At 65.8% G+C, this 21,403-nt stretch carries 19 protein-coding genes; 1 reads left to right on the top strand and 18 read right to left on the bottom strand.

Going from position 1 to position 21,403, the window contains the following annotated elements; genetic code table 11:
- The 18 genes from P2Q66_RS06795 to P2Q66_RS06710 all read right to left on the bottom strand — a co-directional run.
- Window positions 1–608 (bottom strand): polyprenol monophosphomannose synthase (locus P2Q66_RS06795; protein ID WP_275726573.1); only part of this gene is annotated, 608 nt, incomplete at its 3' end.
- 95 nt (window positions 609–703) lie between these two features.
- Window positions 704–2,353 (bottom strand): amidohydrolase family protein, encoded by a 1,650-nt coding sequence (locus P2Q66_RS06790; RefSeq protein WP_275726571.1) that lies wholly within the window; start codon window positions 2,351–2,353, stop codon window positions 704–706.
- A 53-nt stretch (window positions 2,354–2,406) separates the two neighbouring features.
- A complete protein-coding gene (locus P2Q66_RS06785; protein WP_275726569.1) occupies window positions 2,407–5,355 on the bottom strand; it encodes a DEAD/DEAH box helicase in 2,949 nt (982 codons plus the stop codon).
- A gap of 20 nt (window positions 5,356–5,375) precedes the next feature.
- Entirely contained in the window at window positions 5,376–6,170 is a 795-nt protein-coding gene (gene tatC / locus P2Q66_RS06780) for a twin-arginine translocase subunit TatC (RefSeq protein ID WP_079596140.1), read from the bottom strand.
- Between the two features lie 48 nt (window positions 6,171–6,218).
- A complete protein-coding gene (tatA, locus tag P2Q66_RS06775) occupies window positions 6,219–6,491 on the bottom strand; it encodes a Sec-independent protein translocase subunit TatA (RefSeq protein WP_079596139.1) in 273 nt (90 codons plus the stop codon).
- A 32-nt stretch (window positions 6,492–6,523) separates the two neighbouring features.
- Window positions 6,524–6,871, bottom strand: coding sequence for a hypothetical protein (locus P2Q66_RS06770; RefSeq protein WP_079596138.1), 348 nt, complete (start codon window positions 6,869–6,871; stop codon window positions 6,524–6,526).
- Window positions 6,872–6,881: 10 nt separating this feature from the next.
- Complete coding sequence (locus P2Q66_RS06765) at window positions 6,882–8,879, bottom strand: WYL domain-containing protein (RefSeq protein ID WP_275726566.1); 1,998 nt, start codon at window positions 8,877–8,879, stop codon at window positions 6,882–6,884.
- A gap of 113 nt (window positions 8,880–8,992) precedes the next feature.
- Window positions 8,993–9,388 (bottom strand): FKBP-type peptidyl-prolyl cis-trans isomerase, encoded by a 396-nt coding sequence (locus P2Q66_RS06760; protein WP_079596136.1) that lies wholly within the window; start codon window positions 9,386–9,388, stop codon window positions 8,993–8,995.
- An 86-nt stretch (window positions 9,389–9,474) separates the two neighbouring features.
- On the bottom strand, window positions 9,475–10,401 hold the full coding sequence (locus P2Q66_RS06755; RefSeq protein ID WP_275726564.1) for an FKBP-type peptidyl-prolyl cis-trans isomerase: 927 nt from the start codon (window positions 10,399–10,401) through the stop codon (window positions 9,475–9,477).
- Window positions 10,402–10,515: 114 nt separating this feature from the next.
- On the bottom strand, window positions 10,516–11,880 hold the full coding sequence (pafA, locus tag P2Q66_RS06750) for a Pup--protein ligase (protein ID WP_115523483.1): 1,365 nt from the start codon (window positions 11,878–11,880) through the stop codon (window positions 10,516–10,518).
- Between the two features lie 8 nt (window positions 11,881–11,888).
- The gene (gene prcA / locus P2Q66_RS06745; protein ID WP_115523482.1) at window positions 11,889–12,599 is read right to left on the bottom strand and encodes a proteasome subunit alpha; all 711 of its coding nucleotides are present in this window, start codon (window positions 12,597–12,599) and stop codon (window positions 11,889–11,891) included.
- A gap of 1 nt (window position 12,600) precedes the next feature.
- Window positions 12,601–13,422, bottom strand: a complete 822-nt coding sequence (gene prcB, locus P2Q66_RS06740) for a proteasome subunit beta (protein WP_079596132.1) — start codon at window positions 13,420–13,422, stop codon at window positions 12,601–12,603.
- An 80-nt stretch (window positions 13,423–13,502) separates the two neighbouring features.
- The gene (locus P2Q66_RS06735) at window positions 13,503–13,706 is read right to left on the bottom strand and encodes a ubiquitin-like protein Pup (RefSeq protein WP_015937113.1); all 204 of its coding nucleotides are present in this window, start codon (window positions 13,704–13,706) and stop codon (window positions 13,503–13,505) included.
- 86 nt (window positions 13,707–13,792) lie between these two features.
- Window positions 13,793–15,466 carry a depupylase/deamidase Dop gene (gene dop, locus P2Q66_RS06730; protein ID WP_275726555.1) on the bottom strand — a complete coding sequence of 558 codons (1,674 nt, stop codon included), beginning with the start codon at window positions 15,464–15,466 and terminating at the stop codon, window positions 13,793–13,795.
- Window positions 15,463–17,214: a proteasome ATPase gene (arc, locus tag P2Q66_RS06725; RefSeq protein WP_079596130.1), complete on the bottom strand. Its 1,752-nt coding sequence runs from the start codon at window positions 17,212–17,214 to the stop codon at window positions 15,463–15,465. Before arc ends, dop begins: the two co-directional genes overlap by 4 nt.
- A gap of 81 nt (window positions 17,215–17,295) precedes the next feature.
- Window positions 17,296–18,360, bottom strand: a complete 1,065-nt coding sequence (locus tag P2Q66_RS06720; RefSeq protein ID WP_079596129.1) for a tRNA (adenine-N1)-methyltransferase — start codon at window positions 18,358–18,360, stop codon at window positions 17,296–17,298.
- Between the two features lie 98 nt (window positions 18,361–18,458).
- Window positions 18,459–19,625, bottom strand: a complete 1,167-nt coding sequence (locus P2Q66_RS06715) for a site-2 protease family protein (protein ID WP_275726554.1) — start codon at window positions 19,623–19,625, stop codon at window positions 18,459–18,461.
- Complete coding sequence (locus P2Q66_RS06710; protein ID WP_275726552.1) at window positions 19,618–20,361, bottom strand: HAD family phosphatase; 744 nt, start codon at window positions 20,359–20,361, stop codon at window positions 19,618–19,620. The genes P2Q66_RS06715 and P2Q66_RS06710 overlap by 8 nt, the downstream gene beginning before the upstream one ends.
- A gap of 152 nt (window positions 20,362–20,513) precedes the next feature.
- Between P2Q66_RS06710 and P2Q66_RS06705 the strand changes: the two genes are divergently transcribed.
- Window positions 20,514–21,403: PAC2 family protein (locus P2Q66_RS06705; RefSeq protein WP_275726549.1), on the top strand; the 890-nt coding region annotated here is incomplete at its 3' end.

Raw genomic sequence — 21,403 nt, 5'->3', positions numbered from 1 at the left:
GTGATGGGGCGTTCCTCAATGCGCAGGCCCATCCGTGCCACCCGCCACGCCAGGTCAACCTGGAAGCCGTAACCGACGGAATCCACCTGGTCCAGGTTGAGTTTTTCCAAGGTTGTCCGGCGGAAGGCGCGGTATCCGCCGGTGACGTCCTTGATCTTCAGGCCGAGCATCAGGCGGGCGTAGGTGCTGCCCACCCGGGAAATGGCCTGGCGGTAGAGGGGCCAGTTCACCACGCGTCCGCCGGGCACCCAGCGGGAACCCATGGCAAGGTCTGCGCCCTGCTCGATGGCCTCCAGGAGCTGGGGCAGCTGCTCGGGCTGGTGGGAGCCGTCCGCGTCCATTTCCACGAGAACGTCGTAGCCGGCATCCAGGCCCCACTTGAACCCTGCGATGTAGGCGGCGCCCAGTCCCTCCTTGCCCTTGCGGTGCAGGACGTGGACCTGGGAGTCCCCGGCCGCGATGGTGTCGGCAAGCTTGCCGGTGCCGTCAGGGCTGTTGTCATCCACTACCAGCACGTCCGAGGCCGGGACAGCAGACCGGAGTCGCTGGAGCGTCTTGGGCAGCGATTCCAGTTCGTTGTACGTGGGAATGATCGTAAGGACGCGCACAGAGGGCCTTTCCTGGAGGGAGCGGTCGGTGCACCTGGCAGCCGGCAAGCCGCCGGCAGGCGCAACTATCAATTATAGGGCGGCGAGCGGCAGGGTCAGGAACGCAGTGCCGGGTTGGAGAACAATTCGGCGCCGTTCCGCACGGTCTGCAAGCAAACAGGGTCCGTGCCGGTGTCCAGCGCAGGCAACAGCGGTGTGCGGGCACGGGGATCCGTACTCCAGGACTGGACACGCCCATCGGCCACCTGGACCATCAGTTCCTCCACCTCCCACACGGCGAAACTTGCAGGGGCGCCCGGCACGAGTTGTCCCGCCATCGGGTTGGGATATTTGGCCGCACGCCAGCCGGCCCGGGTGTGGCCAAGGAAGGCGGCTCGGGCGGAAATACGTTCACCTTCGGTGTGGTGCTCCAGGCATGCCCGCACGCTGGACCAGGGTTTCAGCGGGGTGACCGGGCTGTCGCTGCCGAAGCACACGGGAACGCCGGCCGCGTACAGGGAGGCGAAGGGGTTCATGGAGTCGCTCCGTTCCCCCAGCCGCTTCCCGTACAGGCCACCGGGCCCGCCCCACGCGGCATCGAACGCAGGCTGGGCGCTGACGGTGACCGAGTATCGGGCCAGCTTTTCAATGGCCGGCGCATCCACCATCTCCACATGTTCAAACCGGTGGCCAACTGCGCGCACGCGCTGCTCCCCCACCTGCCCCGCCGCGAGGTCCAGGGCTGACAACGCCGCGTCCAGCCCGGCATCGCCGATCACGTGGAAGCCGGCCTGGATCCCCACGAGTGAACACGCGGCAAGATGCGCGGCCGCCTGTTCTGCCGTCAGATAGAGGTTCCCGCGCTCACCGGGGGCGTCGCTGTAGCCGGACCGGAGCGCAGCAGTGCGCGACCCCACCGAGCCATCGATGTTCAGGTCTCCCGCAAGGCCGCGCAGCGGGAAGCCGAACTGATCCATCAGGCTGCGCGCGTGCTCTTCCGAGGTCGCCAATTCCCCCCAGTACGGCAGGACCTCGGGAAGGTCCTGCCCATCACCGCCGGGAGAATTCCACGCTGCGGCCAGGCGCAGGTCGTCGAGGCCCGCGATGTGCGGCGCCCCCATCTCCGCCACGGCGACGTAGCCGTTCGCGGCTGCCTCGGACAGGGCGCGCGCCTGGTGCCGGCGGAGTGCCTCTTCCGGCAGCTGCCGGGTGGACTGCCGTGCGGCCGTGTGGGCCGCGCGCGTAACGCGTGCGCCGCCGTCGAACCCGTCCTGGCTGCGAAGGTCCGCGGCGTGAGCCAGTGACGTTGAGACCAGTGCCGAGTGCACGTCCACCCGGGAAAGGTAGACGGGCCGGCCTGCTGATGCACGTTCCAGTTCTTCGGCACTGGGCAGTGTGGGGTCCGCCCACGTGGTTTCATCCCAGCCGTGGCCCAGGACCAGGCCGTTGCCGGTTGCGGACGACACGGCGTCCAGGAGCTCCCGGGCTGAGGTGACTCCGCCCAGCCGCAGCGAATCCAGGGCGATGCCGGTCTCGGTCAGGTGCATGTGCGAATCGACGAATCCGGGTGCGACGAGTGCTCCCCGCAGGTCGATGACGTCCATGGAACTGTCCGCAATGGAAGACGCCGCCTGCTCGGACCCCACCCACGCCACCGTGTCACCGTCCACGAGCATGGCGGTGGCGAAGGGGTCGGCAGCTGTGTAGACGGACCCGTTGCGGTAGAGGACGACGTTGCGGGGTGATTCGGGACCAGGCTGGGTCATGCGGGGCAGGGCTCCTGAGGGTTGAAACGGGCCGGCTGGACGCCGGGTGCTGGCTAAAGGACGGAGGAATATGCCACGACGCCGCGGCGGACCAGGGAGATGGCCTCGCCGCACAGCCGGGCCAGCCGGGGATCAAGACCCGGAATCTTGGCGAGCTGGTCCAGCAGGTCCACCACCTGCTTCACCCAACGGACAAAGTCGCCGGCGGCGAGGTCGGTGCCGCTCAGCACATCCTGCAGGTGGCGGCCGCGTGCCCACTTGTAGATGGGCCACACCAGCCCGAGTTCGGGTTCGCCGGTCAGCGGAAGCTTGTTCTCCTCTTCAACGTCCTCCAGGGCCGACCATTCCCTCACCACGATATCCACTGCTGTTTCCAGGGAGATACTGGGCATGCGCGGCCGGAGACCGCGGTCCTCGCGCTTGGCCTGGTAGACCAGCACGCTGGCCAGGGCTGCCACTTCGGCAGCGTCCAGGTCATCGAACGCGCCCAGCCGCAGGGACTGGGAGATCAGCAGGTCCTTCTCACCGTAAATCCGCCGCAGCCGCTGGCCATCGGAACTGATGACCAGGCCGCCATCGCCGCTGGCTTCCAGGTAGCCGTAAGCAGACAGGACGTCGCAGACGCGGTCGAAGGTCTTGGCGATGGTGTTCGTGCGGCCTTGGATCTGCCGGACCAGGCCGTCGGTCTCCCGCCTCAGCTTCCACCACCGCTCGGACCAGCGCGCATGGTCTTCGCGTTCGCTGCAGCCGTGGCAGGGGTGGGCGCGAAGGGCACGGCGGAGATCGGCAATACGCTTCTCCTGGTTGGGCAGCGCAGCCGCCCGGCCGAAATCATTGTTGCGGTTATGGCCCGGGGCGGGTGGCCGGTTTTCCCGGAGCGCGTTCCGGGCGGAGGACGCCAGGTCCCGCCGTGACTTCGGCACCTTGGCGTTGAATGACTTCGGAATGCGGATGCGTGTCAGGGGTGCAATGGGGCCCTCGAGGTCATCCGTTCCGATCCTGCGCAGCTGGTTGTCCAGGGTCAGGACGGCGGGCCGCGGCTCACGGCTGCTGTGGTCGGAACTGAGCACGATGGCCGGGCCCGGTGCCCTCCCGCCGGGAACATCCACCACGTCACCGGGCAGCAACCTGGCCAGCGAGTCGTCGCTGAGCGACTTCCGGGCCCGGGACTTTGTCCGCGACGTCGCGTTTTCGGCATCGGAGAGCTCGCGCCGGAGCCTTGCGTACTCGGTGAAGTCGCCGAGGTGGCATGTCATGGACTTGGCGTACCCCGCGAGGGATTCCTCCCTGCTCCGCACCTGCCGTGCCAGGCCCACCACCGAGCGGTCGGCCTGGAACTGCGCGAAGGAGGATTCCAGGATCTCGCGGGCCCTCGCCCGGCCAAACTGTGCCAGGAGGTTGATGCTCATGTTGTAGGTTGGCCGGAAGCTCGAGTTCAGAGGGTAGGTGCGGCGGGAGGCGAGGCCGGCCACCGCGGTCGGGTCCGTCCCGGGCTGCCACAGAACCACTGCGTGGCCTTCGACGTCGATACCGCGGCGGCCGGCACGGCCGGTCAGCTGGGTGTACTCCCCCGCGGTGATGTCCACATGGGCCTCGCCGTTGAACTTGTCCAGTTTCTCCAGCACCACGGAGCGTGCGGGCATGTTGACGCCGAGGGCAAGGGTCTCCGTGGCGAACACGGCCTTGACCAGGCCGTCGGCGAAGAGCTTTTCCACCACTTCCTTGAACGTGGGCAGCATGCCGGCGTGGTGTGCGGCAAAACCGCGGAGCAACCCGTCACGCCAGGTCCAAAAGCCGAGGACGTCCAGGTCGTCCGGCGGGATGTCGTGCCCCGCTTCGTCAACGCGCTGGGCAATGATGCGCTGCTCTTTTTCGGTGGTGAGCCACAACCCGGAGCTGACGCACTGGGCCACGGCCGCGTCGCAGCCGGCACGGGAAAAGATGAAGGTGATGGCGGGCAGCAGGTCCATCCGGTCAAGGCTCGCAATCACCTGGGGGCGGCTGGCCCTGCGAACGCCGGTTTCTTCTGGGCCCCGGGCGGGACGGTCGTTGCCGCGGCGGCCGCGCTGGCCGCGTCCGCCGGGGCCGGGCCTGCTGCGGAAACTGTGCTGGCTTTCGCTGCGGGCAACCGTCAGGAGGTCCGGATTGACGTCAAAGCCGCGGCCTGAGGCAGTGGTTTCCTTCGCGGGCGCCTGCTGCGGCCCGTCGGCGTCCACGGGCGGGGCGATTTCGTCGAAGGTGGTTTCCCCGGCGAACAGGTCCATGATCTGCCGGCCCACCATGACGTGCTGCCAGAGGGGAACCGGGCGGTGTTCGGAGACGATGATGTCCGTGTCACCGCGGACGGTGTCCAGCCAGGCGCCGAACTCCTCGGCGTTGGAGACCGTGGCGCTGAGGGAGACCACCTGCACCTCACTGGGGAGATGGATGATCACTTCCTCCCAGACAGCTCCGCGGAACCGGTCGGCGAGGTAGTGCACCTCATCCATGACCACGTAGCCCAGGTCGTCCAGGGTGGCTGAGTCCGCATAGAGCATGTTCCGCAGGACTTCGGTGGTCATGACCACCACGGGGGCGTCGCCGTTGATGCTGGTGTCGCCGGTGAGCAGTCCCACGTTTCCGGCACCGTACTTTTCGCCGAGTTCCGTGAATTTCTGGTTGCTCAGCGCCTTAATGGGGGTGGTGTAGAAAGCCTTGAGGCCGCGCTGGAGGGCCAGATAGATGGCGAACTCGCCCACGATCGTTTTTCCCGCGCCGGTGGGCGCTGCCACCAGCACTCCCCTGCCGTCCTGCAGGGACAGGCAGGCCTTCCGCTGGAAGTCGTCCAGCTCAAAGTCCAACGTGCGGATGAACGCACCCAAATCGGTAGCCGCCTCGGCCCTGCGTTCGGCGCTGGCCCGGTACCTTTCTGCCGGGGAGAGCTCCTCAGGATCGCTGGGCGCCGTGGAAAAAGGTCCGCTGGAAGTTGGACCTTTAGGAAACGGCCCGGTGTTGGAGGACATGTACTAAGCCTACTGGGAGCTTAGAGGTTCTTCAGCTCACTGCCCGGGGTGGCGATGTCAGCCGTTGCCTCGGTTTCCGCTGCCCTCCTGGCCTGGCGGCGGGCGCGCCGCTTGTCATTCATGAGGCAGATGCCGATCGCAGCGAAGAACAGGACAAGCAGCGGACCGGCCAGCATGAACATGGAAATGGCATCGGCGCCGGGGGCCGCGATGGCGGCGAGGACAAAGACCAGGAAGACGGTAATGCGCCAGGCCTTGAGGATGGTCTGGCCGGAAATGACACCGGCCATGTTGACGCCCACCAGCACCACGGGAACCAGGAACGCGATACCCAGGACCAGGACCATCCGGGTCACGAATTCGATATAGGTCCGGGCATCGATGACACTGGACGATCCGTCCGGCGTGAACTGGGTCAGCGCCCGCACCACCTGGGGCACCACCAGCCATCCGGCCCAGATCCCGGCGAGGAACAGGGGTACCGCTGCCGCCATGTATCCCAGGGTGTACCGGCGTTCCTTTGATGTAAGGCCGGGTGTGATAAACGCCCAGAGCTGGTAGATCCAGATGGGGCTGGATATCACCGCCCCGATGAGGAGCGACATCTGCAGCTTGAAGTCAAACGGGGAAGCAATGGTCCCGAAGTTGATTGCGGACAGTCCCCCGGTTTGCTGCGAGATTCGGTTGACCGGATCGGCCAGCGCCTTCAGCAGCGGATCGTAAAGTATCCAGCCCCCGATGCCGCCGATGACGACGCCAATGGCCGACTTGATCAGCCGGTTCTTGAGCTCCTTGAGGTGGTCCCACAGGGACATGCGCCCCTCAGGGTTGGCTTTACGGGCCCGCGACAGTGCCACTGGGGGTCAGGCGCGGTTCGACGGCGGAACGTCAGTGCCGTCTGTCGGCTCGCCGGGCTTCGCCTTGGGGTGGTTCACGACGGTGCCTTCCACCGGGCCGGAGGCGTCGGTGGTGTCGGTTTTGCCGTCGTTCTTCATTTCCTTGACTTCGGACTTGATGATCCGCATGGACTGGCCGAGGCTGCGTGCCATGGCCGGAAGCTTGGGTGCGGCAAAGAGCAGCAGTGCAACAACGATAATAATGACGATGGGCCAGGGGCCATCAAAGAGTCTTCCCATGGGAAATCCTTTCCTCTCAATACATCCTACTTCTATGTGAAGTCGAGATCCCCGAGCGCCTGCGGCTGGCCCCGGTCCGTCTTGCGCTGAACCCTCCGGCGGCGGCGTTCTTCCCGCCGTGCTGACGTGGATGCCTCGTAATCATGTCGCATGACGGTGGGTGAGGCAAAAACAGCAGAACCCGGCGGTGCCTGTCCGGGCTTTTCCGGCTCCGCGTGCTCCTGCAGCGGGGCCAGGTGTCCAAGTTTTTCACCTGCTGCCCCGAGGTCCTTGACGGTCGCCATGAACTGGCGGAAAAGACGGATGCCCAGCAGGACATAGAACAGCAGCGACAGCGCAACAAGCGCTACCCATAAAAGGATCCAGGACCACCAAGGCATGCTGAGAAGTCTAGCCTCCGTACCTGGCCAGCGACGCCTCCAGCCACACCCGTGCGGACGTGGCCAGGTCCTCGGGGGCAATAATGCGGACGGCACCGCCATGCTGGGCGACGAACATGGGCAGCCACGCGGTGTTGCCGAACCGTATCTCGGCGACCAGTCCGCCGTCGGGAAGCTCTGCCGTGCGCTCCGCGTAGTAGTCGTCCGCAAGCCCCCTCCCCTGCCGGGTGAGCTGGACCGTGACTGTGGTGTCGTCGTCGTTCGGTGTAAAAAGCTTGGCGGGGACCGCGCCGGACGCAGTGAGCCCGTCAGCCGCGTGCTGCCCGTTCGGGTAAACGTCCTGCACGCGGTCCAGGCGGAAGTTCCGCAGCCCGTCCACCAGGTGGCAATACGCTTCGAAGTACCACGTGTTGTCGAGGGAGTAGAGCCGCAAGGGGTCCACGTCCCGTTCGGACACTTTGTCCCGTTGCGGCGACAGGTAGGTCAGGTGGAGCCGGGAGCGGGAGCCGATCGCCTGCCGCACCGTGTCATGGATGGCGGCATCGGCCGGCCCCATTTCCGGTCCGGCGAGGGACGCTGCCCGCAGCCCTTCCTCACCGGCGGCCGCAAGCAGCTTGAGCGTCACCGACTCCAGCGCCCCGCCTTCGGCAATGCCCGGCAGCCCGTTCAGGGTTTCGAGGCCCGTCAGGAGCGCGCAGGCTTCGTCCACGGTGAACCGGACTGGCCTGTTGAGGTCCAGGTCCTGGGTGATGAAGACGTGGTCGTTCTCCCACTGGATGTCCAGCAGGTCATCCGGGTAGCCCTCCGGCAGTCCGGAGCAGATGAGGATCCGCAGGTCGTCCTCCAGCTCGTCCCGGCTCACTCCGAAATGGTCCGCTACCTCCTGGATGTGCAGGCCTTGGTTGTGCACCAGGAACGGCACCAGCTGGAGCATCCGCTTGAGCTGGTCCTCCGAGGTCCTGGACCGGGACGGCCGGGAACGGGCCGGCGAAAACGAGTAGTCGGGGGTCGGAGATTCGCTGAAATCGGCAGCGGCCCGGAGCCGCCGCCGGACGGCGACAACAAGCTCCTCCGGGGCTACGGCCCGGGCATCAGGCCCGTAGGATGCCAGTTCTTCGGCGAGGATCTCCGGGTCCCGGAAGTGCAGGGCGATCCGCTCGAAGCCGGCGTCGGGGCGGCCCGGCGCGGCAGCGTCCGCCGGCGTTTCCGCGGCGGCGAGTGCCCGGCGCCGGAGGGCGAGCAGGCGGCCCTCCCGGACATCCACGACGGCGGCGCGGAGCGGCAGTTCGGCGAGCCGGTCGAGTTCCTGCCGGATGTTGAAGTCCGCCGGCGGCGAGTAGTGCTCCTTGTCCAGGATGGCCACTGCACTGGTGAACCGGGACAGCCGGAAGTGCCGGGCGGCCTCGCGTGCCCTGTCGTGGCCCACCAGGTACCACTGCCCGAACCTGCTGCCGAGGCCCCATGGCTCCACTGTGCGCACCTCGTCCTTGCCTGTGCTGCCGGCGAGGTAGCTGAACGTGACGGGGTGCCGGGAATGCATGGCGGCCACAACGTCGTCGAAGGCCTGCCCTGCGGGTTTGATGCGTGGCTGGAGGCCCGCAGGCAGTTCGACGTCGGCCAGCTGGCCTGACGCCTTGAGCTTCCGGAGGGCGCTCTGTGCTGCCGTGCCCAGGGCCGCGCGCTCCCAGAGCTGTGAGGCCAGGAGGAGTACCGTCCACTCCTCGGGCTCAAGCTGGACGTCCGGGAGGCGGTTGGATTCCTTGCCGATGCGGTAGCGGGTGGTGGCGGGGTCGTCTTCGCTCCACCCCAGGTCGGTGAGGGTTTCCACGTCGAAGCCGAACTGGCGCAGATCGTTTTTGTCACGCTCAAACATCCGGCCGAACGCAACGTCGTTGCCCGAAGTGTCGTGGTAGACCTTCTCCCGCAATTCACTGCGGCGCAGGCCATACCGGGTGTTGAGGAGCGCGATCAGCAGGTTGAGGAGTCGTTCAGTGCGGGATACGGACACTCTGGTTACGTTACTAAACTCCGGGCGGAACGCAGAAAGCGCGGCAACGCCCGGGACTGTTTCTCCCGGGGGTTGCCGCGCTTTTCCATGGCGGTGCAGTCAGTGGTGCCGGATCAGCGGACGCCCACGAGGTCCACCACGAAGATCAGGGCTTCGTTGGGCTTGATCGCTCCACCGGCGCCACGGGAACCGTAGGCCAGTTCGGAGGGGATTTCCAGGCGGCGGCGGCCGCCAACCTTCATGCCCAGCAGTCCCTGGTCCCAGCCCTGGATGACCTGGCCTACGCCCACGCGGAAGTCCAGGGGCGCTCCGCGGCCCCAAGAGGCATCGAATTCTTCGCCGGTTGACCAGGCCACGCCGACGTAGTGGGTGGAGACGGTGTCCCCTGCCTTGGCTTCGCGGCCGTCGCCCTCGATGAGGTCGGTGATGACCAGTTCGGTGGGAACGTCGCCTTCCGGGAAATCAATCTCGGGCTTCTGGCGGTCAAAGTCCCGCTGTCCAAATGACATGGTTGCTCCTTTGTGTCAGTGCTGGTGTTGAATACCGCGTGGTGGGTACCGCGGAAAAGAAAACCGCGGACTGCTTGTAAGTGTTGCTACTTGGCGCCGAGGATGTCCACTACGAACACCAGGTCGCCCTTGGCTTCACCCTGGCCGGCCTCGCCGTATGCCAGGTCCTTGGGGATGACCAGCAGGACGCGGGAGCCCACGGTCTTGCCCGTAAGTCCCTGGGTCCAGCCCTTGATGACCTGGTTCAGCGCGAAGGTTGCCGGTTCACCGCGGTCGAAGCTCGAATCAAACTTGGTGCCGCCCACGAGGTTGACGCCCACGTAGTTGACGGTGAGGGTATCGGTTTCCTTGACGGCGGCACCGTTGCCCTTGATGAGGTCCTGGGAAACGAGCTCGGTGGGAGCTGCCACGCCGTCGACGGAGATTTCGGGGATGCCGTCTTTTTCCGTAACCGAGGGCAGTCCGGCGGGCGGGGTGACGGTCTCGCCTTCAGGCTTTTCAAGGGCCGGGGTTACGTCCGTGGTGGACAGGACCTTGATAACAAGCAACTGGGTGGGCTGGGCTTCGGCTCCGGCGGCAGCTGCCTGTCCGGGGACGGCCAGCGCGAGGCTGGAGCCCACCTTTGCACCGACGAAGGCGTTGTAGATCACGGGGCTGCCGGTCTTCAGCTCCTCGTTGAGTTCGAGGGGCTCCGGATCGTTCGGGAATGTGTCCTCGAGGGTGGCGCCGTCGGTGCCGTTGAGGGCCAGGATGGAAATGTTGGCGATCTGGTTCGCCTTGACGGTATCCCCGCTGCCCTCGGTGATCACCTTGACGGTGGGTTCCGCCACTTCGAGCGGCTTGTCGAATTCCACGCCGGGAGCTTTTTTGTCCCCGTTGTCAGTCAGTTTGAGGGAGTCGAACTTTGCAGTCTCGCCAGCGGACTGGCTGGTGGGTTCCGGCTCTGCGGTTGAACCACCGCAGGCGGTAAGCAGCAGCAGACCGGGAAGAAGGATTGCTAGTAGTCGGCGCACGTAAGAGAACTTTCGTCGGGGCAGGGTGGATGCGATGGTCCCGCGTGGCAGCGGACAGAATCGCGGCAGGCCCTGATAAAGGGCCCTATCCAGAATAGCCCCTGAAGCTGGGTGTCAGCCCATAGAGTCCAGAAGCGCATCCACGCGATCGTCCACGCTGCGGAACGGATCCTTGCACAGGATGGTCTGGTGGGCCCGGTCGTTGAGCTTCAGGTGGACCCAGTCCACGGTGTAGTCGCGGCCCAGCTCCTGTGCGCGGCGGACAAAGTCGCCGCGCAGTTTGGCCCGCGTGGTCTGCGGCGGCGCGTCAACGGCGTCCTTGATGACGGTGTCGTCCACGATCCGCCGTACCGCACCCCGGGACTGGAGCAGGTAGTAGAGGCCGCGGCCGCGGGAAATGTCGTGGTACGTCAGGTCGAGCTGGGCGATCCGCGGGGCGTCCAGGCCCAGCCCGTGGCGTTCGCGGTATTTGTCCATCAGCTTTTTCTTGATGGCCCAGTCGATTTCGGTGTCGATGCTGCGGGAGTCGCCGCTTTCGATGGCCCTGAGCGTCCGCTCCCACAGGTCGAGGATCAGCGGAACATGCGGGTTGTGGGCGCCGTGCTCCTTCACGAAGGCCGTGACTTTCGTCAGGTACTCCTGCTGGATTTCCAGGGCGGTGAGCTGGCGGCCGTTGGCCAGCCGGACAAGGGCCCGGCCGCTGAGGTCGTGCGATATCTCGCGGATGCTGCGGATGGGGTTTTCCATCCGCATGTCCCGCATGATCACACCCGCCTCGATCATGCGCAGTACCAGGTCGACGGTACCCACCTTCATGAGGGCGGTGGCCTCCGACATGTTCGAGTCGCCCACGATGACGTGCAACCGCCGGTAGAACTCGGCGTCGGCGTGCGGCTCATCCCGGGTGTTGATGATGGGCCGCGACCGCGTGGTGGCGGAGGAAACGCCCTCCCAGATGTGGTCGGCCCGCTGGGAAAAAGCGTACGTTGCCCCATGCGGGGTCTTGAGGATCTTTCCCGCCCCGGCAATGAGCTGGCGGGTCACCAGGAATGGAATCAGGATCTCCGCCAGCCGGGAAAACTCGCCGCGGCGGGGAATGAGGTAGTTCTCGTGGCTGCCGTACGAGTTTCCGGCGGAATCGGTGTTGTTCTTGAACAGGTAGACCGTGCCGTTGAAACCTTCAGCGGCGAGCCGCGCCTGGGCCTCGTCCACGAGGTCGTCCAGGATCAGTTCCCCGGCCCGGTCATGGGCTATCAGCTGCGCGAGATCGTCACATTCGGCGGTGGCGTATTCGGGGTGGGAACCCACATCCAGGTACAGCCGGGAGCCGTTGGTCAGGAACACGTTGGAAGAGCGTCCCCAGCTGACGACCTTGCGGAAGAGATACCGGGCAACCTCCTCCGGGGCAAGAGGCCTCGAGTCGGGGCTCGAATAGGAAATCCCGAATTCGGTTTCGATACCGAAGATTCTCTTGTCCATGTGTCCTCCTAGGCCAGCAGTGCAGTGATATCCGCGTCATTGAGCCGGCGGAAGGCGCGGCGGGACCCACGTGAGCGCTCGGACATCCTGTCCAGAACCGCAACCTCCAGCGCCCGTGCCGGCAGTGCCTTGGCCTGGTCGTCTGCTTCACCTGCGGGGGCCAGGCCGGACATGGCCAGCCGCACGGCTTCCGAGAAGCTGAGCGAGCTGCGCCAGCCGCCCTCGATGGCAGACGACACCTTGTCCGCCTGGCCGCCCATCACCACAAAACTGTGCTCATCGGCGATGGAACCGTCGAAGGTCAGCCGGTAGAGATGGTCCTCTTCCTGGGTGGGGCCGACTTCGGCCACCGCCAGTTCCACTTCGAAGGGTTTCTGTTCGGCGGTGAACACGGCGCCCAGGCTCTGGGCGTAGACGCTGGCCAGGCCCCGGGCGGTGACGTCCTCACGGTCGTACGAGTACCCGCGGACGTCCGCGTACCTGACGCCGGCTTGCCGGAGGCTTTCGAACTCGTTGTATTTCCCGACGGCGGCGAACGCGATTTTGTCGTAGATCTCACCGATTTTGTGCAGGGACGGGGAGGGGTTTTCCGCCACCAGGGCGATTCCCTCCGCGCAGCTGATGACAACCACAGACCTGCCGCGGGCGATGCCTTTCCGTGCGAAATCGGCACGGTCCTTCATCAGCTGCTCAGGCGAGACATAGAACTGCTGGGTCATCTCAGGCCTCCCGTCCGGCGATGGTGCGGGCTTCGATGACGTTCCTTGCCGCGGCTGCGAGTTCCGGCTCGGGAACCCGGCGGGCGCCCGAGCTGTCCACCGTATAAACCACAGGCCACAGCTGGCGGACGGTGTCCGGGCCGCCCGTTGCCGAATCGTCGTCCGCGGCGTCGTACAGGGATTCCACCGCAACGGCGAGGGCCTCGGCGGCAGTGAGGTTGGGCCGCCACAGTTTTTTCAGGGCGCCGCGGGCGAAGACGGACCCGGACCCTACCGTATGGTGTTCGTGTTCCTCGTACCTGCCACCGGTGACATCGTAGGAGAACAGCCGGCCCACACCGGCGCTGGTGTCGAAACCGGCGAAGAGCGGCACCACAGCCAGGCCCTGGAGCGCCAGCGGGAGGTTGCCCCGGATCATGGCCCCAAGCCTGTTGGCCTTGCCTTCGAGGCTGAGGAGCGTGCCTTCGATCTTTTCGTAGTGCTCGAGTTCCACCTGGAACAGCCGCGTCAGGTCAATTGCTATGCCGGCCGTTCCAGCGATGCCCAGCACCGAAAACCGGTCTGCGGGGAACACCTTCTCGATATGCCGGCTGGCGATGACGTTGCCCATGGTGGCCCGCCGGTCCCCTGCCATCAGCACGCCGCCGTCGTAGCTCAGGGCAACGATGGTGGTGGCGTGCGGAACCTGCAGCGGAGCGGCCGCGGACGCGCCGCCCTGGGGGGACCGGCTGAAGGGCAGAAGCTCCGGCCGGTCCCGCTGCAGGTGTTCGGTAAAGGACGAGGTGGCGTTGGCGGCTACCTGGTTGGCGGTTGATTCCTGCACTCATGCACTCCTTGAACGTGGTACTTCAACGTCTGTACAGATTCCGGCCGTCCGGGGCTTCCGCCACCCTCCGGTCCGGGTTACTGGCCGCCTTTTTGGACGAAGGCCCGAACGAACTCTTCGGCGTTGGATTCCAGGACGCCGTCGATCTCATCGAGGAGATCGTCCACGCCTTCGGTTGATGCCGAAGCCTGGGCTTCCGGTGGTGCGGGCGGCGCCTCAGGAATGTCCTCGTCGACCTGGCTGTCGCGTGATTGCGGCTGCTGCTGCTCCTGACCTGCCATTGTTATCCCTCCCTTTAATCAGTCATCGGATCCGGCGGATCCTCCGATATGCCCATCCTGCCACGGCAGCGGCCGTCCGGCGCGGTTTACGCCGCAGGCGGAGCGTTGTTGTGTCCCAGGAGTTCCGCGAGGAACGGACCCGCTTCCCGGTAGCGCTGGAACAACGCTCCCGTCAGTGCTTTGGTTCCGCGCAGCGGCTCCCGTGTGGGGACGCGCTGCAGGCGCCCGTAGCCGGGTACGTCGAAGATGACCGAGTCCCAGCTCGCGCCCACCACATCCTTGCCGAAGCTGCTGATGCACTTGCCGCGGAAGAACGCGCGGGTGTCCGGCGGCGGTTCCCCGACGGCGGCAGCGATGGCGGCGTCGTCGACGATCCTTTGCATCCGGTTCCGGGCCAGGAAGCGGTAATACAGGCCTTTTTCCGGCCGGATGTCAGCCCACTGCAGGTCAACGAGGCCCAGCCTGGCGTCGTTCCATTCCAGGCCGTCCCGCTGGCGGTACCCGTCCAGGAGGGAGAGCTTGGCGAGCCATTCCACCGAACTGGACGCCGCCGCCCTGTCGCTGTCCAGCTGGGTAAGGACGGTTGCCCACCGGTCCAGGACATCGTGCGTGTGTCCGTCGCCGTCCACGGCGTCACCCACTCCGGTGTCCTGTGCGAGCTTGGCTGCGGCCTCGTGGTACATCCATTGCAGGTCAAGGGCCGTGACCCGCCGGCCGTCGAGCAGCCGCAGTGTGGCCGTCAGGGATGTGTCGTGGCTGACTGCCTGGAGCGCCTGGACAGGTTCGTACACCTCGACCTTCGGCGCCAGCCCCGCCTCGATGAGGCTGAGGACCATGGCCGTGGTCCCGAACTTCAGGTAGTTGGACACCTGGCTGAGGTTGGCGTCACCGATGATGACGTGCAGGCGCCGGTACTTGTCCGCGGTGGCGTGCGGCTCGTCCCTGGTATTGATGATGGGCCGGCGGATGGTTGTTTCCAGCCCCACTTCGGCTTCGAAAAAGTCTGCCCGCTGGCTGATCTGGTACCCGGGCCCCGAGCTGTCCTGTCCGATCCCCAGCCGTCCCGCGCCGCAGATGATCTGGCGGGTCACGAAGAACGGCGTCAGGCCGCGCACAATGTCGCCGAACGGGACCGAGCGCGGCATGAGGTAGTTCTCGTGGGAGCCGTAGGACACGGACTTGTTGTCCGTGTTGTTTTTGTAGAGGTTGACGGGCGGAAGGTCGGGGTCCGACGCCAGCCGCCGTACCGCTGCCAGGCCCACAAGGTCGCCGGCGGCGTCCCAGATGACAGCATCACGCGGGTTGGTGACTTCCGGGCTGGAGTACTCGGGATGGGCGTGGTCCACATACAGCCGCGCCCCGTTGCCGAGGACCATGTTCATCAGGAGTGTGCCGGATTCGTCCTGCCCGTCGAGCTCGAGTTCCTCCCGGCCATACGCCAGGGCAACGGCTTCCGCGTCCAGTACCGGCGGCTGGTCTGTCAGCTGGCTCGGATGTGCCGAGCCCCGGTCCACCGTCCATCCACGGGCGTCGTGCAGCGGCTCTTCATCCGTGTAGTCCCAGCGGGTTTCAGCTCCTCCGGCGGCGCGCTGCCGGGTGACCTGGGCATAGGCCTGGACCACCCGGGCACTCATCATGGTCGCGTTGGCCGAGGGGGCGGAGGGGGCGTGGATGCCGTACTCGGTTTCGGCGCCCATCACCCGCATGGCCCCGCCGGCCGGAAGTGATCCCCCGGCGGCGGGCTCCGGTGCAGCGGTCATAGATACTGTCCCGTGGTGGGCATGGTTTCGATGGACTTGCCGGGCTCCTGGCCGGCCTTGCCCTGGACGATGGTACGGATGTAGGTGATCCGTTCGCCCTTCTTGCCGGAGATACGGGCCCAGTCATCGGGATTGGTGGTGTTGGGCATGTCTTCGTGTTCGCGGAACTCATCCACCACGGCCCGCAGCAGGTGCTCGATCCGGAGCCCCTTCTGCTGCGTGGTCAGGAGGTCCTTGATGGCGTACTTCTTGGCCCGGTCCACCACGTTCTGGACCACGGCGCCGGAGTTGAAGTCCTTGAAGTACAGCATCTCGGTGTCACCGTTGGCGTAGGTGACTTCCAGGAACTCGTTCGACTTGTCCGTGGAGTACATCGCTTCCACAGTGCGCTGGACCATGGCGTCCACGGTGGCCTGGACATCGCCGTCGTGCTCTGCGAGGTCGGACTCGTGGAACGGAAGGTCCGGAGTGATGTATTTGTTGAAGATGTCCGCTGCCGCTTCGGCATCCGGACGGTGGATCTTGACTTTGACGTCCAGCCGGCCGGGGCGGAGGATCGCGGGGTCGATCATGTCCTCGCGGTTGGAGGCACCGATAACGATCACGTTGTCGAGGCGCTCCACGCCGTCAATCTCGCTGAGCAGCTGGGGCACGATGGTTGTCTCGACGTCGGAGGAGATGCCGGTGCCGCGGGTGCGGAACAGGGAATCCATTTCGTCGAAGAACACCACCACGGGGCTGCCGTCGGATGCCTTTTCCCTGGCACGGGAGAAGATCAGCCGGATGTGGCGCTCGGTCTCACCCACATACTTGTCGAGGAGTTCGGGGCCCTTGATGTTCAGGAAGTAGCTCTTGAGGTCCACGTTGCCGGAGCGTTCGGCGGCGCGGGCGGCGAGCGAGTTGGCCACTGCCTTGGCGATGAGGGTCTTGCCGCAGCCGGGAGGGCCGTACAACAGGATGCCCTTGGGCGCCTTGAGACCGTGTTCCCGGTAAAGGTCAGGATGGAGGAACGGCAATTCGACGGCGTCGCGGATCTGTTCGATCTGCGGCCCCAGGCCTCCGATGTCCTCGTAGGTGATGTCCGGGACTTCTTCCAGGACCAGGTTCTCCACCTCGGAGCGGGGGACCTTTTCCAGGGCGTAGCCCGTCCGCGAATCGATGGACAGGGCGTCCCCTACGCGGAGCTTTTCGGTGAGGAGGGCTCCGGAGAGCCGGACCACGCGCTCTTCGTCGGCCCGTCCAACAACCAGTGCGCGGTCGGCGCCGAGCATCTCCTTCAGCGTGGCCAGCTCGCCGGCCCGCTCGTAGCCGAGCCCGGCCACGATGAGCAACGCCTCGTTGAGCAGGACTTCCTGGCCCACGGCCAGCTGGTTGATGTTGACCAGCGGGCTGATGCCCACGCGCATTTTCCGGCCCGCGTTAAAGATGTCCACGGATTCCTCCGTGGCCGCCTGTCCGCTACTGCCCGGAGAGGGCGGCCGTTTGGGGTTCAACTGGAGGATGGTGCCGAAGCTGTACGGCGGCTGTCCTTCCTGGTCCAACGCGTTCTTGAGCCTGAGAATCTCGGCTTTCGCGGTCTCCAGCATGCTGACCAGCTTGGTGTTGTTCTGCGTTGCCGCAGCCAACTGGCGGTCGATATGCCTGAGCTTGTCCCGGAGGATGTTGACCTGGCGGTCGGCAACCGAGAGGTCATTGGCGGCAGAATGCTCTGCCGGTGTACGTCCGGAGTCCTGGTTTGGAGTCTCCATGTGTATCAGCCCCTTCCTGCGCTTCTATTAAGACATTAGCCCCAAGATGGCAGGTAGGGATGGAGACTCCCGAAATCTGGACTAGTTCGTGATCTCCGGCGCGTCCTTGACGTTGGTGCCGGCAATGGCGTCGCGTGCGGCGCGCCGCAGCTTCTTGTCGGACACAAGCCGCTCCCCCACGGCCCCCGGGGTCCAGGCGTTGACGTCCTCTTCGTTGAATTCGGTCTTCGAGGGGCGGCGCTTTACCGAAATTCCGGTGACACCGTCAGCCAGCCTGCGTGTCACAAGGAGGAATCCGGTGTGGGCCACCATCCGGTGGTCCGGACGGACCGCGAGTCCTTCAAGGTGCCAGCCGCGGACCATGGACTCCCAGGCGTCGGGTTCGGTGAACCGGCCGTCGGCCCGGATGGCTTCCGCCGTCCGTGAGAGCTGGGTGACGGTGGCGACGTAGTTGATCCAGACGCCCCCCGGCGCCAGGACGGTGGCTACGGCGTCGAGGCATTCCCACGGTGCCAGCATGTCCAGGACCACGCGGTCCACCGAGCCGGGTGCCTCGCTGCGGACAACCTCTTCCTGGAAATCGCCCAGGGAGATCTGCCAGGCCGGGTGCGGGCCGCCGAAAATCGTTTCCACGTTTCCGCGCGCGATGTCCGCGAACTCTTCGCGCCGTTCAAAGGAGTGCAGGTAGCCCTGGTCGCCGACGGCGCGGAGCAGGGAGATGGAGAGGGCGCCGGAACCCACGCCGGCTTCCACGACGCGTGCGCCCGGGAAGATGTCAGCCATCGTCACGATCTGGCCGGCGTCCTTGGGGTAGACGACGGCGGCGCCTCGCGGCATGGAGAGGACGAAGTCTGAAAGCAGCGGGCGCAGGGTCTGGTATTGCTGGCCCACGTTGTTCACCACCACGGAGCCGTCTACCTTGCCGATGATTTCATCGTGGTTCAGGAAGCCGCGGTGCGTGTGGAAGGCTCCGCCGCGCTCGAGGGTGATGGTGTTCATGCGCCCGCGCTCGTCGGTCAGCTGGACGCGCTCACCCTCCCGGAAGGGTCCCCGGCGCCGGGCAGCTCCCACCGGCTGCGAGCTGCCGGGGGCAGCACCGGCCTGGGCTGCTGCCGTTGCTTCATTGACGGCAGTTTCGCTGCTCATGATGTTCCTCGCTCCTGTAAACCTGGGGTGCCAACGCATGGATGTCCTGGTACAGACATTGTGGCTTCTGCGGCGGCAATGCACACCGGCACGTAACTCTACCGGTTCTGGCCCTGGGGGCGCTTATCGGTCCGCTGCCGCTTTCCGGTGATGGCAGCAACTACCGCGTCCTGGGAGAGCAGCCCGGTCACCCTGCCGTTGTGGTCCACCACAGCGTAGTGGCGCCCCTCGAGCTGGGACAGGAAGGTGATCAGCTCCTGTCCCTTCGACCATTCGGGGACGTAGGCGCCCGGAGCCAGGGCAAAGGAGACTGCCGTGACGGGGGTGGACTCTGCTGCGGCGGGCGGCACGGAGGCCAGCGCTGCGGGATCCACCACGCCCTGGGGCCGCCCATCAGGCCCGTAGACGACGAGGGAGGTGGTTCGGGCTGCACCGTGGCGGAGGGCTTCCTGCACTGAAGCAGTGGACGGAAGTCCGACGGCGGGCGTCGCCAACCCCGCCGCAGTCACCAGGGGCAGCCGGCCGCGCAGCGTTCCCTGCTGGATGGACGCGGAGGCCCCCATCCAGAGGAATCCGCTGACGAGGACGGTGATGATGACCAGGCTGAAATCAGGCTCGTCCCCGGCGAGGAGTGGCCTGAGGATGAACCAGGCGCATATTGCGACAACGATGATCCGGCCGCCCCAGCCGGCCGCGACGGTTCCCTTTGCCTGGCTCCCGGTGGCCTTCCACACGGCCGACTCAACCAGCCGTCCGCCGTCGAGCGGCAGGCCCGGGAGCACGTTGAAGACCGCGATCAGGAAGTTGGCCCACATAAAGATGTTCGTGAGGATCTCGGCCACGCTGCCCATGCTGTCAGTGCTGAGGGCAAGCCAGGCGCCTCCGGCGAGGACAAAGTTTGCTGCCGGACCCGCCAGCGCCACCAGGACGGATCGTCCCGGTGATGCGGTGAAGCTTTCGAACTGGGTGTGGCCGCCCCAGAGGTTGAGCACGATTTTTTGGGTGGGCCACCCGTAGATCTTGGCGGTCAGCGCATGGGCGAGTTCGTGGACCAGGACCGAAATCAGCAGCAGGACCGCGTAGGCGAACGCCACCACGTACGCCGTAGCGCCGAGGGCGGGGTTGCTCCGGTCAAGCACCGGTCCGTAAACAATCACGGTGAAAGCGGCAATGATGAACCACGAATAGGCGAGCACCACCGGAACCCCGGCGATTCTGCCGAGGGGGATGCCTTCGCGGCGGGCCGGAGCGCGGGTTTCAGTCACGTGAAGTCCCGACGGCGGAAGCGACTTCTGCCTGCTGTGAACCGGAGGCCGGGCGGTCCGCGAGCAAGGATTCAAGGTCGGCCACGGTGCGGCCGGCCAGCGAGTCCCACAGGGTGTATCGGCCATCCTGGGGCAGCGGAACAATGTGGGGTATTGCTACGGTGGCCACGCCGGAGGCGACGGCGGCTGCCACGCCTGGCGCGGAGTCTTCCAGCGCGACGCAGTGCTCGATGTCCAGGTCCGGATCAGTCTCCCTCAGCCGCTCCACGGCTGCCAGGTATGCCTCCGGGTGCGGTTTGCCCTGGGAGACAGTGTCGCCGGTGACCAGGATTTCGAAGTACGGGCGGGGAAGGCTGGCAATCACCTGCCGTGCGAGCGGACCCTCGGACATGGTGACCAGGGCGCAGCGCACCCCGGCGAGGTGAAGATCTTCGAGCAGTTCGCGGGCACCCGGCCGCCATGGCACCTGCTGCTGGACGCTGTTGATGACCGCTGCTGTGAGGGTATCGATGATCTGGCGTATCTCCAGGCCAACGCCTGCCTGCTGGAGGAGCCCCGCGGAAAAGGTCAGGGACTGGCCTACCAGCTGCATGGCCTGCTCATGGGACCACGTTCCTCCGTGGGCTTCCACCAGCGCACGTTCGGCGGCGATCCAGTAGGGCTCGGTGTCCACAATGGTGCCGTCCATATCCCAGAGGACGGCTTTGAGCGGGGTACTGGAAGCTGGCGATTGCATGATCCCAAGTCTACGGGGACATGCTGGACGGCTCCTGTGGGCTACGCCCTTGGCGAATCCGGGCCCAATTCCTGCTGCCGGCCCCGGCTTCCGCGCATTTTGCGGCGCTTCATTCCATGCACTGGGAACGTCCTTGGACGTAGGGTGAAGAAATGAATAGCTTCGAGGGAGACACCACCGAACCGGGTGCCGGACCCGAGCGGGAACGGTTCCTGCAGCCAGTGGCTGACGGACAGCGGGTAACTGTGATGCTTGCCGCCTTTGAAGGCTGGAACGACGCCGGCGAGGCGGCGAGCGATTCGCTGCGGTACCTGAACAAGCTCTGGGGTGGCAAGAAAGTAGCGTCCATAGACGCCGACGAGTACTACGACTTTCAGTTCACCCGGCCCACTGTCCGCAGGAATGCCGCTGGCGAACGGAAGATCAAGTGGCCCTCCACGAGGATTTACAAGGCCAGCGCGCCGGACTCCAACGTGGACGTGATCTTTGTCCAGGGCACCGAGCCGTCCTATAAATGGCGTGCTTACACCGCCGAGTTATTAGTGCACGCGGAAGCCCTGAACGTGGATTACGTGGTGCTGGTGGGGGCGCTGCTCGCTGATGTTCCGCACAGCAGGCCGATTCCGGTGAGCACGTCGTCCGACGACGCCCCGCTGCGGGAGCGCATGAACCTGGAAGCTTCGCAGTATGAAGGCCCGGTGGGCATCGTTGGTGTCCTGTCCGAAGTTGCCCTGCTGGCCGGGCTCCCCACGGTCTCGCTGTGGGCCGCCGTTCCGCACTATGTGGCGCAGGCGCCGTCGCCCAAGGCCCAGTTGGCCCTGCTGCACCGGATAGAGGAGCTGCTACAGGTCCCGCTGGACACCCACGAACTGGCGGAGGAAGCGGACGCCTGGGAGCGCGGCGTGGATGAGCTGGCCACCGAGGACCCGGAGATCGCGGCGTATGTCCGGCAACTGGAGGAAGCCAAGGACACCGCCGACCTGCCGGAAGCCACGGGCGAGTCCATTGCGCGTGAGTTTGAACGCTATCTGAAGCGGCGGGG

The sequence above is a fragment of the Arthrobacter sp. Cr_A7 genome (assembly GCF_029222765.1).
Lineage (GTDB): Bacteria > Actinomycetota > Actinomycetes > Actinomycetales > Micrococcaceae > Arthrobacter.
This window is presented reverse-complemented; position numbering and strand designations above follow the sequence as displayed.